Here is a 14,443-nt window from a genome sequence, read left to right as displayed (position 1 = left end):
CAACTAAAAGCTGCTTAGCGTTTTACGCAAGCAGCTTTTGTATTTTACTGACATGTTAAAGTACAATATTAAATTGTATGGCACTTTCCGAACATAATGTTTGAATTATTGACTTTTTCCGCGAAAGTGTGAAAAACGTTTTCTAGTTTAGCATTGTCAACGGCGACGAAGGGCGGTAGAAACCCCTTGAGGCGTGAAGTTGGAAAGTGTACAGAATGCAAAAACGCCTGAGTGTAGTTGCTCATTTTTCTTCACCAAACCCATTACCTGTTTTCATGAAGAAACTGCCCGTTTACCTGAGCTTGGCGCTAGCCCTTACTGGCCTGGCATCGTGTGAGAAAGAATTGGAAGAAGTAGCGCAGCCCACCGCTAAAGCCGAAGCACAGGTGCAGCAGACCCCGCAGCAATTACTTGCAGCAGGACAATGGCATATGACGGACCTTGCCACCGTATCAACCCCCGCTGGTTCGAATGAGGCTGTAACCGTAAGCATGTTTGCGCACATGAAGACCACGTTGCGCGACAACCTCACCCAGTTCACCACCGACGGCCGCTACGTGCTCGACGAAGGTGCTACCAAAGCCAACCCCCAAGCCGAGCAGCAAAAAGCCGGCTCCTACACGCTCAGCGAGGACGCTAAAACCCTGACCGTAAAGGTTGGCGACTCGGAGCGCAAGTTCGCAGTAGAAGAACTTTCGGCTAACACCCTCCGCCTGAAAATGACCGAAGGCGAAGGTGCCAACGCCACGAGCTACGTGAGCACCTTCGCTCACTAAGCCATAACGATTTCCCAAGTCCCATTGGCTCCACCCAATGGGGACGCCCGACCGCTGCGCGGTCGGGCGTTTTTGTTTTCAGCACTTGGCCGGTGCTGTGGTATTCAGCACCAAAAAGCCCCTAGGTGGTAGTTCACCTAGGGGCGATGGCTACCCATTGGTAGCTTCTTCTACAGCTCGGCTACAATGGCTTCGCGCAACAGCTGCTGCATTTGTGGCAACGTGGCGTATAGCTGATCGAGCGACTCCAGCACAAAGTAGGTTGTTTGGAATTCGTCTTTGCGGAAGGCCGTGTCGGTAACGGTGGCTACGTTAAAAGGCAAACGGGTTGGTACTTCGCCGAGGCTGTAACGCGTTTCGCCGGCCGATGACAAGATGCCCGCCCCGTAGATGCGCGCCTCTCCGCTGCCGGCGTCGCGAATCAGCCCAAACTCAACGGTAAACCAGTACAGCCGCGCCAACAGCTCCACGGCGGCCGCGTCGGAGGCGTGGCGCAACCCAATGTGGCCTAGCTGGTGCAAAAACCGGCAGAACTCGGCATTAGCCAGCAGCGGCACGTGGCCGAACACGTCGTGGAACATGTCGGGCTCTTCCAGGTAATCCAGCTCCGAGAGCTTGCGCAGCCAGGTAGTAGCCGGAAACTGCTTGGCCGCCAACATGCCAAAGAACACGGCATCATCCACAATACCGGGCACGGCCACCAGCTCCCACCCCGTAAGGCGGCGCAGTACTTGGTTTACTTGCCTGAAATCGGGAATGCGGTCGGCGGTGAAGCCAATGCGGGCCAGCCCTTCCATAAACTCGGGTGCCGCGCGGCCCGGCAAGGCCTGCAGCTGGCGTTCGAAAAGGAGTTGCCACACTTGGCGGTCTTCGTCGGTGTACTGGTCGTAGTGTTGCTGGAGAGCTTTCATGGTACCTAGGGTTTGAAAGAGGTAAAAACAAAAAGCCCCCGTCCGGCTATCGGACGGGGGCGGTATGAAGCGGTTTCGCGGAGACGTTACTGGGTCTGCTCGGATGCCGTCGTACATACACGACCGTTGCCGAAGCCGGTGGGCTGGCAGGTCGGGTAATAATAATAGTACGACTGGCTGAACAGGTGCATGGGGTAAATATGGGAAGAGTTTCGGGATGAACCGTCTACCCTTGGGTTATTTTTTTGGTACGCAACCCACCCTTGCCTCCTAGGCCGGGTACGGCGAATGGTTGTTTAGCTCGTTGTTTTCTTTCTCTGCTTTGCGCGTTAGCGTTGTAAGCCAGGATTTGGTCACCGGCGATTCGCTTTCGAAACCACGGCGGCGTTCGTCGCCGATTTCGCCGGTTGTGCCGGGCAGTGCTCGGTTTACCATACTGAGCATGTTCGCCACGGTGCCGGGCGCAATGCCGTGCAGCAACGAAATGATTTTAGCTGGCATGCCCAAAATCAGCTCTGCATCGCCGCGGCGGGCGGCGTTCCACACCTGCCGGGCAGCGTACTCGGCACTCACGGTAAGCACGGGCAGCGAATCGGCCACCATAAACCAGGCAAACTCCAGCAGGTGCTGCCCTTTCACGATGGCCTGGCGCGGCGAACCGGTGCGCATGAGGCCGGGGCACACCGTGGTAACATACACGCCGTAGCGCAGCAACTCGGCCCGAAAACCTTCTGATAAGCCCACCAGCGCAAACTTACTGGCGCAATAAGGCGCAAGGTGCGGCACCGATACTTTGCCCCCAACCGAGGCAATATTGATGATGCGCCCGCCGCGGCGGCGCTTCATGTCGGGTAGCACGGCGTACATGGCGTGGAGCGCCGCCCAAAAGTGAATATCCATCGACTCTTGATAGTCACGCACATCCATGTGCTCAAGCGGGCCGCCCGTGATGATGCCGGCGTTGTTGATGAGCACATCAATGGGCCCTAGCTCGTTGCGAACTTCGGCCACCATGGTGCGCACTTCGGCTTCGTCGCTGAGGTCGCGCGCCAGGGTCAGGATTTCGGTTCCTTCAGTCAGCAACTCCTTGCGGGCGCGCTCCAGCTCGTCGGTGTCGCGGGCACAGATGGCCACCCGGGCACCCTCGGCTGCGGCCTGGCGGGCTAGCACCAGCCCTAGGCCGCGCGAGCCGCCGGTAATCAACACTACTTTGCCGCGCAAGTCGTACGAACCACGGCGATTAGCCCAAAGGGCAACGGCTGCTACGGCGGCACCAATGCCGGCGGCTTTCAGCCAGGTGTTGCGAGAGGATTGCTGCTTCATGCCTCCTTCTATTGCTTAGCTGCAGTAAAGGTTACAGGCACCTAGGCGAATTGCTCACATTGGGCCTAGGCTCGGGAATAAAAGTGCTTGTGGCAGCGTTGAGCAGCTGATGAACTCTGGCACGCTATTTTCGCAGTGCTGAGTGCCGGCGCCCCGCGCTGGCCTCCTTGCTTACTCAACGAGATGAACACTCCCACGAAATCGATTTTGCTAGCTGCGGCGCTGCTACTAGCTGCTCCTGCCGCTTGGGCCCAAACTGCCGCCTCTAAAACAAAGCCTGCTGAGGCCAGAACAAAGGCCACCGCTGCGCAGGCGGCTCCGGCACCCAAGCTCGACGACGCCAAGATTGAAGCCCAGGCCAATGGCCTTACCCAAAGCTTAAAGCAGGCCTTGGCCCTGAGCCCGCAGCAGGAAGAAAAAGTACGCCAGATAAACCTGCGCAGCGTACGGCAGGTGGAGGAAGCCCGCGTTCGGCACCGGGCCGATTTGCGCAAGCTTAACGGGATTATTGAAGACATCGGCCAGTCGCGCATGGCTGCTCTTAAAGACGTGCTGACCGTTGCGCAGTTCGACAAGTATCAGAAGGCCCGCGAAAAGAAGATGGGCATTCCGAATACCCAAGGCAACCAGGGCAACGCCGTGCCGGGCCTCCCGCCGGGCCGCGGCGAAGAGTAGCCCAGGACTGTACTTAAACGCTCCGGCCCGCCTGTACTACGTGTGTGCAGGCGGGCCGGAGCGTTTGGGTTGGGTGCAGTTGGCTAAAAGTGCAGCCCTAGGGTATCGGCGCCAAGCTTCAGAATAATGCCGCCGACCACCACCAAAAACAGCACGCGCACAAAGCCTACCCCTTGCTTAAGCGCAGTGCGCGCACCTAGGGTTGAGCCCAGCATGTTGCAGGCAGCCATGGGCAGGGCTATTTGCCACATAATGTGCCCGGTGTAAGCAAAATAAGCCAGTGCCGTGAGGTTGGTAGCTACGTTGACCACCTTTGAGGAAGCCGACGCGCTAAGAAAATTGTAGCCAAACAGCCCCACAAAGGCAAAGAGCAGAAAGCTACCCGTACCGGGACCGAAAAAACCGTCGTAGAACCCGATGAGCACACCGATGAGTACGCCGTAGTACGGCTCGCGGCTTTCGGGCAGGCGCGGCGCATGAATGGAGCCGAAATCTTTGCGCCAAAAGGTGTAGATGGCAATAACCACCAGCAAACCCAACACCAGCGGCCGCAACAGCTCCGAGGGCAGCAGCGATACCACGCGCGCCCCCAAAAACGAGAACAGCCCCGCCGAAACGGCCGCAGCGCCAACTGCCCGCCACCGAATGGGCACCTGCCCGGCGTAGCGCCGCAGCGCCGCAGCCGTGCCGGCTACCGATGAAACTTTGCCTGTGCCGAGCACCGTGGGCACCGGCACTCCTTTGAGCAATAGCAACATAGCGGGCAGCTGAATCAACCCGCCGCCGCCCACAATTGAGTCGATAAAACCAGCCAGAAAAGCAAAAGCGCAAAGCAGCGCCAACGTCGCGTCGAGGTGTTCCATAAAAGGCCGTAAAGATAGCGGTATGCCCTGCCTGGTTGAGCGCCGCAAGAACACCGGCTAGACTATTACGAGGTGCTTTTACGTATGCAGAGCTCTACCCCTGCTCCGCAACAAAAAGGCCCATGCACCACCCGCTTACGCACCGCGACCGAATGCTTACCCTGGCCGGCGTACTGATTGCCATGTTTCTGGGGGCGCTCGATCAAACCATTGTATCAACGGCGCTGCCGCGCATTGTGGCCGATTTGCAGGGGCTCGACCGGTTTACGTGGGTAGCCACCGCGTACCTAGCCGCTAGCACGGCCTTCGTGCCCATTTACGGCAAGCTGGCCGATACCTTCCCGCGGCGCAACATCGAAATCGTGGCGGTATCGGTTTTTCTGCTGGGCTCGGCGCTGTGCGGGTTAGCCGGCGAGTTTGGCTCCTTGCCCCTGCTCGGCGACGGCATGAGCCAGCTGATCATCTTCCGGGTAGTGCAGGGCTTTGGCGGTGCCGGCCTGTTTGCCTTGGCCTTCATCATCATCGCCGATTTGTTTCCGCCGGCCGAGCGCGGGCGGTACCAAGGGTACGTGGGGGCCGTGTTCGGCATCTCGTCGGTGCTGGGTCCTTTCCTGGGTGGGCTGCTCACCGACCTAGGCGACGACCTGCTGCCCGGCGTGGCCGGCTGGCGGCTAGTTTTCTACGTGAACCTGCCCCTAGGTGCCGTGGCCCTGTGGTTTATCCTGAAGAACATGCCCAAGCTGCGCCCTACCGGGGCCAGCACCCGGCTCGATGTCCTGGCGGCTTTGCTGCTCATTAGCGGGGTGGGCGCACTCATTGTGGCCCTTCAGCTCAACAAAGCTACATACGCCTGGACATCGGCTACCACCCTTGGATTAATTGGCATGGCCGCCCTCCTGCTTGCTTTGTTTGTGCTGCGCTCGGTGCGCTCCGAGCACCCCATTCTCGATTTTAGTTTGTTCGGTAACAAAGTATTTCGCTCGGCTAATGCGGCGTTGTTTCTGCTGGGCGGCACCTTCCTGAGCATCATCATTTTCGAGCCGTTGTTCATGGTGAATGTGCTGGGCACCTCGGCCACGCGCGCCGGCATGAGCTTGATTCCGCTTTCCCTAGGTGTGGTAACGGGCTCCAACGTGGCGGGGCAAATGGTATCGAGGCGGGGCGGGCACTACAAACGCTGGATGCTGGCTGGCGGAGCGCTGCTATTGGTGGGCTTGGGCCTGATGACAACCTTAACCGCCAATACCACTTATTGGCAGGTGCTGCTGTACGTGTTTGTGTGCGGGGTGGGCGTGGGCCCCAGCATGCCGCTGTATACCCTGGCCGTTCAAAACGCTACCGAACCGCGCCTGATTGGGCAAGCTACTTCGGCCAGTCAGTTTTTCCGACAGATTGGCGGCGTGGTAGCGGCCGCGCTACTGGGCACGGTGCTGACGCTGCAACTCGCAAAAGCGCTGCCCGCCCACGCCGCACCCGCCGGACCGTCCACCACCGAGCAGGCCGTCATCAGCGAAGGCCCAGCCCTGCCTGCAGCCGCCATGCCCACGGGCAACAAGCCCGAGCCGGCGGTGCGGCAAGCATTCGTCAATGCTATCGGCAACATCTACCTCATCACGATGGGCTTGGTGGTGCTGGGCCTAGGCGCCACCCTGCTTATTCCGGAGTTGCCGCTGCGCAAAACCAACGCCGCGGCGCCGCCAGTGCTGGCAGAATAATCCTTGTAGCTAAATCATTAGCTTCCGGCCATGAAGAAGCTCGGCAAATCGGCTTTTTACCTTGGCACTTCGGGCCTGCTGCTGCTTACGCTCTGGAGCACACTCAAGGGTTTGCAGGAGCATCCGGGGCAGCCCTCGGTAGCGGCCGCGTTTTGGCTCGGGGGCTTTGCCTGCACCACGGCCGTGGCGGGGGTGTTTGGCATGCTGGGCCTGGTTGTACCCTTGCACAAATTGCCGGGCCCTAGGTTCTACAATTGCCTCGAAGCAAACCTGGTAAGCCGCCTGTACCGCGCATTGCACGTGGAGTGGTTGCGGCGCTTTCTGTGCTGGATTCACTACCACAAACCCCAACCTCGGCAAGCCTTTTACGGCGGCGGCAGAGCCCGGCTGGCATTACTGCTCCACAACACTCAAGGCGCCGAAATCTGTCACGTGCTGGCGTTTGTAGCCCAGTTGCTGCTGCTGCCGTACTTTCTGCACCTAGGCCGCTACGATTTGGCGGCCGGAGCCGCAGTGGGCAACTTGTTCGGCAACTTTTATCCCATTGTGCTGCAGCGCCAGCACCGTTCTCGCTTACTTCGGTTGGGCCTGATGACTCAACCCCGTACTGCCCAGCTTCATCCTTCGCTTTAGCATTCTTTCATCTGTATGGCTTTCTCCCCTGCCTCCCGCACGCGCTATTTGTATTGGCTTGCTGCCGGCGCCATTGCTATTTCCCTGGTACTTAGCATTCAGGATGGCACTACCTGGCCGCGCATCGCCAGCTCTGTTGCCTTGTTCACGGGTTTCGCCCTTATGGGCCTCTACCCCACGCACAGCCGCCCGGCTTGGGCCCGGGTGCTGATTCTGGGCATGCTGGGGGTTGCCATTGTGCTGCTGATTTTGCGCGTAACAGGCCGCTTGGTGTAAGTGGCTTGCTAGGCGAGTTGCCAGGGTTCTGCGTAAGCTTGCAGCCCGGCCCCTTGCCGCTCCGTTGTTGCTATGCCCGCTACTCCTGCCACCACTGCGTCATCAAACCGCTTAAGCGCCCTGCTCAGCCGCGTCGGGCTCGATTGGTTTTTTTTCGGGCTGATTGGTGTGGTGGTGCTGGCCTACCTGGCGCCGGGCATTGGCAGTGCCGGCAGTCCGGTGCCCTGGCGCCGCATTACCAGCCTGGGGGTGGCGGTTATCTTCTTTCTGTACGGCCTGCGCCTCAGCCCCGAAAAGCTTAAAGCCGGCATGCGCAACTGGCGCCTCCACGCCGTGGTGCAGTTCACCACGTTTGGTGCATTTCCGCTGCTGGCCTTGGCAGCTCGCCCGTGGTTTGGCAGCGAAGCCGGCCAGACCTTATGGGCCAGCGTGTTCTACCTGTGCACCTTACCCAGTACCGTTTCCACTTCGGTGGTAATGGTGAGCATCGCGGGCGGCAACTTGCCCGGCGCCATTTTCAACGCCAGTATTTCCAGCCTGCTGGGCATTGTACTCACCCCGCTGTGGGTAAGTGCGGTGCTGCATACCGGCGATGCGGGCGGCACCAACCTGGGCAGCATGGCTACTGATCTGGCCCTGCAAGTACTGCTGCCAGTAGTGCTAGGGGTGCTGCTGCACGGGCGCTTCGGGAGCTGGGCCGAGCGCCACAAGCAGGGCCTGCGCTTGTTCGATCAGAGCATCATTCTGCTGATGGTGTACACCTCGTTCTGCGAGTCGTTTGCCGAAAACGTGTTCCGCGACATTCGCACTACCGATTTGCTGCTGCTTGCCCTAGGTATGGTGGCGTTGTTCGTGGTAGTGTATGCCATCATCATCGGGGTAAGCAAATTGTTGGGCTTCTCCGCCGAAGACCAAGTTACCGCCTTGTTCTGCGGGTCCAAAAAGTCGCTGGTGCACGGTACCGTTATGGCTAAGGTGCTGTTTGCCAGCACAGCCGCTACGGGTGTGCTGCTGCTGCCCACCATGCTTTACCATGCCCTGCAAATTTTGCTAGCCAGCGTAATTGCCCAGGCCATTGGCCGGCGCATGGCTGCCCGCTTGCAATCGGCTACCTAGGGCCTTGCACCACATATACATGCGATAGTGGTGCTGAGGCGTGGGCAGTAGTTTTGGTGCACTGCTCCTGCCCTACCATGAACAAATCAGCTAATCCCCTTCGCTTCCAAAATTCGGGTTGCTTGTTACTGCTGCTGGCGTTGCTATTCGGTAGCGGCTCAGCCCTGCACGCGCAAACCTTCTGGATACCGGGCTTAGCACCCTACGGTCCCAAAGACAAGCTCGTCGCCACCGGCGACTCTACCCTGCTCACCACCGTGCAGGCAGGGCTGTTGGTGAGCAACAACCGCGGCCGCACCTGGCAGTTGGCCCTGCGCTGCCACGGGGTAGGCGGCTTGTACGCCGCGCGCCGTGGGCAAATGCTGGCTGGTGGCCTGGGCAAAGTGTACCGCAGCCTGAATGCCGGTCTGAGTTGGGACTCCGTGGCCTTGCCCACGGCTTACCCCGTTACGGTGCTTTCCGAAACCACTACCGGCGCACTGCTGGCGGGCACGGGGTTGTACGCAGCCCAAGGCGTACAGCGCGGCGACGGCGTATTTTACTCAGCCGATGGCGGGCGCACCTGGGAGCAGCGGAGCACGGGGTTTGGTCCGGCCCGCTACATCAACCAGCTCACCTCCGACCGCCACGGCCGCCTGTTCGCCGCCGCGCTCAGCGAAACCACCAACGATCAGCCCGGCCTCTACACCTCCGCCGATAACGGCCTCAGCTGGCGGTGGCTGCCCGTGCGCATCAACGGCCGCAACGCCATCTTCGACGACATCAATACCTACGAGTTCACGGCACTGGCCATCAGTCCCCAGGATTCGCTTGTTGCTTCGGTATCGGGCTCCTCGGGGCGAGTGGGCGTGGTGCTGAACATGAGCAAACACCTGCGCGATGCCACCGACCCCAGCATACGGTGGCGGGTACACGCCAACCCGAGCACCCCCATGTGGTGGGTGGATACGGACCTAGGGCTTATTCATTTTGCCCGCAACGGCTATTGGTACAGCTCGCGGTTTGGCACCCCGCGCTCGGGCGGCACGCTGGTATCGCAAAACCAAGGCGCCACTTGGGCCTTGGTTACGAGTGGGCTGGGCACCAGCATTAATGGAGTACGTGAACATCAGCAGTTCGCCGAATTTCCCGACGGGCAAGTGTTTATGGTGCAGTTGCTCGACGAAACCGTGTACCGCACCAACGTTGGGCTTATCACGAGCACTCCCCGCTCAAAGCGTGTTGCTCCGGTTAGCTTGTACCCCAATCCGGCCAACGAGTACGTGCTTGTCAGCCTTGGCACAGGCTGGCCAGTGCAGCAGCTAAGGTTGTATGATGTGCAAGGCCGCTTAGTACGCAGCTACGCCCCTGCCCCTGGGCAACAAACCCTGCGCCTCAACCTAGGCACCCAAGCAGCTGGCATGTATGTACTGGCCGTTCATTTGGCCAACGGCCAGGTAGTACGGCAACGCTTGCAGAAACAGTAAGCCTTAGAGCTTACATATTTCAGGCTGAAGCATTGCGGGTTAAATCCATAGCGCAATTAAGAAATTGCGCTATGCCAAGGAAGTAGTATTTTTACGGCTTCCGCCGCTGTACTTCTTCTTATTGCAATGAAAAAGCTTTTACTCCTTTTCGGCCTTCTGTTAGGCGTGGTATTTACAAGTGCTGCCCAGGCGCCCAGCAAGGATTTGTTTAAGGCAGTGATGAAAAACGACGCTGCCGCGGTGGAAACCCTGCTCAAAGGCGGCGCCGACGCCAACGCAGCCATCGAGGTAATGCCGGGCTTCAAAACGACTTACCTGATTACCGCTGTCACTAACGGCAATTTGGATATTGTAAAGACGCTAGTGCAATATAAGGCGCAAGTAAACGCCAAAGACGCCGGTCAGGAAACCGCCCTGATGGCTGCAGCCGCCAAAGGCGACAAAGCCATGGTGGAGTTTCTGTTGGCCAGCGGCGCCGATGCCAAAGCCACCGACAACCAAGGCAACACGGCCCTGAACTCGGCCAAGGCAGGTGGCAACAAAGAAGTCATCAGCCTGCTGGAGCAGAAATCGAAGTAGTAACACGCTCCTGCTTTCATCCGCATTAAAACGGCCGGGCTCAAAGCCTGGCCGTTTTGTTTTTAGCTTCGCACAAGCACCCAGTTGCCTACTCGCCTTGGCAAGGGCCTTAGGTTAACCTCGTCCGCCAAATGTGTAGTACTGAGCCTACCCACCGCTACCAAGATTTCTCGGCCAAAGCACGCTGCTTCGATGCGGCGCCCCTTGCGGCAGTGCTTGCCCACTTAGGCGCGCATTTTATAGGCACCGACCACCAGCGCGATACGTACTACGCCACCTCCCGCGGGAAGCTCAAACTGCGCGAAGGCAACATCGAGCACATCCTTATCCACTACGAGCGCCTCCCCGACGCACACGGCCTCGAGCGCACCCACGTGTACCGCTACGACCAGCACCCCTCGCCCGAGTTGCTGAATGAGGTACTAACCAACCGCTCCGTGTTGGGCATTGTGGAGAAAACGCGCTGCATTTACCGCCTGGGCCACATCAAAATTCACCTCGACTCTTTCGCCACGGGCGAGCAGTTTGTGGAGGTTGAAGTGCAAGACCACCTAGGGCAGCGCACACTGAAACAGCTCAGGGCCGAATGCCTGGAGTTCTTGCAAAGGTTGGGCATTTCGCCCAGCGAGTTGCTGAATAACGGGTACTTGCCGCAGCTTAAGGTGCCTGGAGCCACAAAACGGCTGCTTTCGTAGCTATTTTGCAAGCTGATACAATCTCAGTTCTGCTATCCGCATGGCGCGTTTTCTACTTTCCCTAAAGCACTGGCAACTCTTCCTAGTAAGCTTTGTCGCTCCCATGCTCATACAGGGAGTAACTACAACGCTGTTGTTCAGCGGTTCCACCCCGAATTTGTCTCTCTTCATCGTTGGCTTTGCGGTTTCTACTTTGCTGATGATGGGCGTGTTGTTCGCATGGTATTGGGCAGCAAGCACCACGTTACCCAGGCTGCTTCCCGAAACAGTGAAGGCGTACCCTAACCGTATCCGTTTCGCCTTGCTGCTCCCAATCCTGTATGCAGTTGCGGTAATGGCCTTAATAGCTGGCTTTATTCATCAACCAGATATAAACCCATCTTGGTTTGCTCTCATAGCGCCACTGCACTTGCTGTCGATGGGGTGTATTTTCTACAGCGTGTACCAAGTGGCCCACGTCCTGAAGGCTGCTGAGGAACAACGGCCTGTAGGGTTTAGTGAAGTAGTGGCCGACTTTCTGCTGCTTTGGCTGTTTCCGGTGGGTGTGTGGCTGATTCAGCCGCGCATTAACAAGCTTGTGGCATCCTAGTAGTAACAATGCTGCCCATAAAACGGAAACCCGCCTAGGTGCCTAGGCGGGTTTCCGTTTTATGGGCAGACAAACGCCGAAAAGAATCTAATTACCTACGGCACCACCTGCCACCGCTGATTGCTGCGTCGGTGTTTCTTCGGGCGTGGGGCTTATTTGCAGCAGGCGGGCAATGAGGCCCGTCCAGCCGGTTTGGTGGCTGGCACCTAGTCCGTGGCCGTCGTCGCCGTGGAAGTACTCGTGGAAGAGCAGGTAGTCGCGGAAGTGCGGGTCGTGCTGCAGCAGCTCGGAGCTGCCGAGGGCTGGGCGGCGCCCCGCGGCATCGCGCAGAAACAGCTTGTTGAGCCTGCCAGCCAGCGCGGCAGCTACTTCGAGCAGGTTGTAGTGCTGCCCCGAGCCGGTGGGATACTCCACCTTAAATTCTTTCCCGTAGTAAAAGTGGAAGCGCTTGAGCGACTCGATGATGAGGTAGTTGATGGGAAACCAGATGGGCCCGCGCCAGTTGGAGTTGCCGCCAAACAAATCCGATTCCGACTCACCCGGCACGTACGTCACGGTGAAGTCGGCCTCGAGCGTGCGGAACACGTAGGGATTGTCGCGGTGGCAGCGCGACAGGGCCCGGATGCCGTATTCCGACAAAAACTCCGATTCGTCGAGCATGCGCTCGAGCAGCTTTTTCATGCGGTGGCCGCGCAGCAGCGACAATAAGTGCCGCTCGCCCTTGCCGGGCTCCTGCCACCTAGAAACCAAGTCGGCCAAGTTGGGGCGGTTGTCGAACATCCAGCGCAGGCGCCGTGTGAAATCGGGCATGGCCTCGAGCAGTTCCTCGTCGAGCACCTCCACGGCAAACAGTGGAATTAGCCCCACGATGGAGCGCACTTTTAGCTTGGTGCGCTGGTCGTCGGGCAGGTGCAGCACGTCGTAGAAGAATTCGTCTTCCTCGTCCCAGAGGTTGAAGCTGCCGTCGCCGGCCTTGGTCATGGCCTCGGCGATGTACAGGAAGTGCTCGAAGAACTTGCTGGCTATATCCTGGTAAACGGGGTTGGTTTTGGCCAGCTCCAGGGCAATGCGCATCAGGTTAAGCGCGTACATGGCCATCCAGGAGGTGCCGTCGGCCTGCTCGATATAGCCGCCCGTGGGCAGCGGCGCCGAGCGGTCGAATACCCCGATGTTATCGAGCCCCAGGAAGCCGCCCTCGAAGATGTTGTGGTTGTTGCGGTCTTTGCGGTTGACCCACCACGTGAAGTTGAGCGTGAGGCGGTGAAACACCGACTCGAGGAAGTGCAGGTCGCCTTCGCCGCCGTTCTGCTTCTTGTCCATCTTGTACACGCGCCAGGTGGCCCAGGCGTGCACGGGCGGATTTACGTCGCCAAAATTCCACTCGTAGGCGGGCAGCTGGCCGTTGGGGTGCAGGTACCAGTCGCGGGTGAGCAGGCGCAGCTGCCCTTTGGCAAAGTACGGGTCGACCATAGCCAAGGGCACGCAGTGGAAGGCCAAGTCCCAGGCGGCGTACCAGGGATACTCCCACTTGTCGGGCATCGAGATGATGTCGGCATTGTAGAGGTGGCGCCAGTTGTTGTTGCGGCCGTTGCGGCGCTCAGTGGGCGGGGCCAGCATGGCGGGGTCGCCGTCGAGCCACTGCGCTACGTCGTAGTAGTAAAACTGCTTGCTCCAGAGCATGCCGGCCAGGGCTTGCCGCTGAATGTTTTGGGCATCGGCACTGGGCAGCTTTTCCTGCAGCTCGGCATAAAACTCGTCGGCCTCGCGCAGGCGTAGGGCTACAACATCGGCAAAGTCGGCGAAGGGCTTGGCGTGTTCGGTTTTGCTTAGGCGCAGCCGCACGGTGCGCGCCTTGCCCGGCTCCACCAAAGCGCAGTAATGCGCAGCTACTTTAGTGCCCTCGCGCTTGGGGTTCACGGCCTTGGAGTTGCTATCCACCACGTAGTCGTTTACTCCGTCTTTGAAGTACAAATCAGTAGCTTCTAGGTCGTACAGCCGGGCGCCGTTGGTGTCGTTGTCGCAGAACAGCAGCTCGGGCGCCTCGTCGCAGTACAGCCAGTGGGTACCCAGCTCCTTATGGTCGATCTGCACTACGCCGGGCGCAGCCTGGCGCATGGCGGGGCGGTAGTCATCGGTGCCCCAGGCCCAGGTGTTCCGGAACCAGAGCTGCGGCAGCAAGCGCAAAGGCGCGGCCTCGGGGCCACGGTTGTAAGCGGTAACCTGAATGAGGATGTCGTCGGGGTCGGCTTTGGCGTACTCGATGAACACATCGAAGTAGCGGCCTTCGTCGAAAATGCCCGTATCGTGCAGCTCGTATTCGGGCTCTTGGCGCGTGCGGCGGGCGTTTTCCTCCACCAACTCCAGGTACGGAAACTCCTGCTGCGGATACTTGTACAGCATCTTCATGTAGGAGTGCGTGGGCGTGTTGTCGAGGTAGTAGTAGCTCTCCTTCACGTCTTCGCCGTGGTTGCCCTGCCCGTTGGTGAGGCCAAACAGCCGCTCCTTCAAGATGCTATCCTGCTCGTTCCAGAGCGCAACCGAAAAGCACAGCAGCTGGCGGTGGTCCGAAATGCCGCCGATGCCCTCCTCGCCCCAGCGGTAGGCGTAGCTGCGGGCCATGTCGTGGGTGATATGGTCCCAGGCGTTGCCTTCGGCACTATAATCTTCGCGCACGGTGCCCCACTGGCGTTCGGTAAGGTATGGCCCGAACCGCTGCCAGTGCGCCGTTTGTGCTTTGGCTTCGGCCAAACGTAGTTGTTCCTGCGTCATAAAGTACTCGCAAAGTATACCCGGGTTGTAGCGGGTATGATGAGGGATACGGCCCGC

At 59.1% G+C, this 14,443-nt stretch carries 14 protein-coding genes; 10 read left to right on the top strand and 4 right to left on the bottom strand.

All coding sequences use genetic code 11. The features are described from left to right. Positions 1–275: 275 nt before the first annotated feature. Positions 276–776 (top strand): lipocalin family protein, encoded by a 501-nt coding sequence (locus ASU33_RS09145; RefSeq protein WP_059070419.1) that lies wholly within the window; start codon positions 276–278, stop codon positions 774–776. A gap of 170 nt (positions 777–946) precedes the next feature. On the opposite strand, the gene phhA is transcribed toward ASU33_RS09145, so the two are convergent. After that, positions 947–1,687: a phenylalanine 4-monooxygenase gene (phhA, locus tag ASU33_RS09140; protein ID WP_059070416.1), complete on the bottom strand. Its 741-nt coding sequence runs from the start codon at positions 1,685–1,687 to the stop codon at positions 947–949. Positions 1,688–1,957: 270 nt separating this feature from the next. Beyond that, entirely contained in the window at positions 1,958–3,010 is a 1,053-nt protein-coding gene (locus ASU33_RS09135; protein WP_059070414.1) for an SDR family NAD(P)-dependent oxidoreductase, read from the bottom strand. Positions 3,011–3,193: 183 nt separating this feature from the next. Between ASU33_RS09135 and ASU33_RS09130 the strand changes: the two genes are divergently transcribed. Further along, the gene (locus ASU33_RS09130) at positions 3,194–3,685 is read left to right on the top strand and encodes a hypothetical protein (protein WP_059070412.1); all 492 of its coding nucleotides are present in this window, start codon (positions 3,194–3,196) and stop codon (positions 3,683–3,685) included. A gap of 83 nt (positions 3,686–3,768) precedes the next feature. On the opposite strand, the gene ASU33_RS09125 is transcribed toward ASU33_RS09130, so the two are convergent. After that, positions 3,769–4,548: a sulfite exporter TauE/SafE family protein gene (locus ASU33_RS09125; RefSeq protein WP_059070411.1), complete on the bottom strand. Its 780-nt coding sequence runs from the start codon at positions 4,546–4,548 to the stop codon at positions 3,769–3,771. Positions 4,549–4,670: 122 nt separating this feature from the next. Between ASU33_RS09125 and ASU33_RS09120 the strand changes: the two genes are divergently transcribed. The 8 genes from ASU33_RS09120 (at position 4,671) to ASU33_RS09085 (ending at position 11,617) form a co-directional block, all read left to right on the top strand. Then, positions 4,671–6,263 (top strand): MDR family MFS transporter, encoded by a 1,593-nt coding sequence (locus tag ASU33_RS09120; RefSeq protein WP_286130450.1) that lies wholly within the window; start codon positions 4,671–4,673, stop codon positions 6,261–6,263. 30 nt (positions 6,264–6,293) lie between these two features. Beyond that, a complete protein-coding gene (locus ASU33_RS09115; RefSeq protein ID WP_059070409.1) occupies positions 6,294–6,896 on the top strand; it encodes a glycosyl-4,4'-diaponeurosporenoate acyltransferase CrtO family protein in 603 nt (200 codons plus the stop codon). 15 nt (positions 6,897–6,911) lie between these two features. Beyond that, positions 6,912–7,172 (top strand): hypothetical protein, encoded by a 261-nt coding sequence (locus tag ASU33_RS09110; protein WP_059070407.1) that lies wholly within the window; start codon positions 6,912–6,914, stop codon positions 7,170–7,172. A 72-nt stretch (positions 7,173–7,244) separates the two neighbouring features. Next, a complete protein-coding gene (locus ASU33_RS09105; protein ID WP_059070405.1) occupies positions 7,245–8,288 on the top strand; it encodes a bile acid:sodium symporter family protein in 1,044 nt (347 codons plus the stop codon). A 77-nt stretch (positions 8,289–8,365) separates the two neighbouring features. Next, positions 8,366–9,754 carry a T9SS type A sorting domain-containing protein gene (locus ASU33_RS09100; protein ID WP_078062997.1) on the top strand — a complete coding sequence of 463 codons (1,389 nt, stop codon included), beginning with the start codon at positions 8,366–8,368 and terminating at the stop codon, positions 9,752–9,754. A 126-nt stretch (positions 9,755–9,880) separates the two neighbouring features. Next, positions 9,881–10,333, top strand: coding sequence for an ankyrin repeat domain-containing protein (locus ASU33_RS09095; RefSeq protein WP_059070401.1), 453 nt, complete (start codon positions 9,881–9,883; stop codon positions 10,331–10,333). 131 nt (positions 10,334–10,464) lie between these two features. Further along, on the top strand, positions 10,465–11,028 hold the full coding sequence (locus tag ASU33_RS09090; protein WP_059070399.1) for a CYTH domain-containing protein: 564 nt from the start codon (positions 10,465–10,467) through the stop codon (positions 11,026–11,028). 40 nt (positions 11,029–11,068) lie between these two features. Beyond that, positions 11,069–11,617, top strand: coding sequence for a hypothetical protein (locus ASU33_RS09085; RefSeq protein WP_059070396.1), 549 nt, complete (start codon positions 11,069–11,071; stop codon positions 11,615–11,617). An 87-nt stretch (positions 11,618–11,704) separates the two neighbouring features. Here the strand turns inward: ASU33_RS09085 and ASU33_RS09080 are convergent, their stop codons facing one another. Continuing rightward, positions 11,705–14,386: an MGH1-like glycoside hydrolase domain-containing protein gene (locus ASU33_RS09080; protein ID WP_059070394.1), complete on the bottom strand. Its 2,682-nt coding sequence runs from the start codon at positions 14,384–14,386 to the stop codon at positions 11,705–11,707. Positions 14,387–14,443 lie beyond the last annotated feature (57 nt).

It is taken from the genome of Solirubrum puertoriconensis, from assembly GCF_001483135.1.
GTDB lineage: Bacteria > Bacteroidota > Bacteroidia > Cytophagales > Hymenobacteraceae > Solirubrum > Solirubrum puertoriconensis.
The sequence above is the reverse complement of the archived record's forward strand: the minus strand, read 5'-3'. Positions and strand labels throughout refer to the sequence as shown.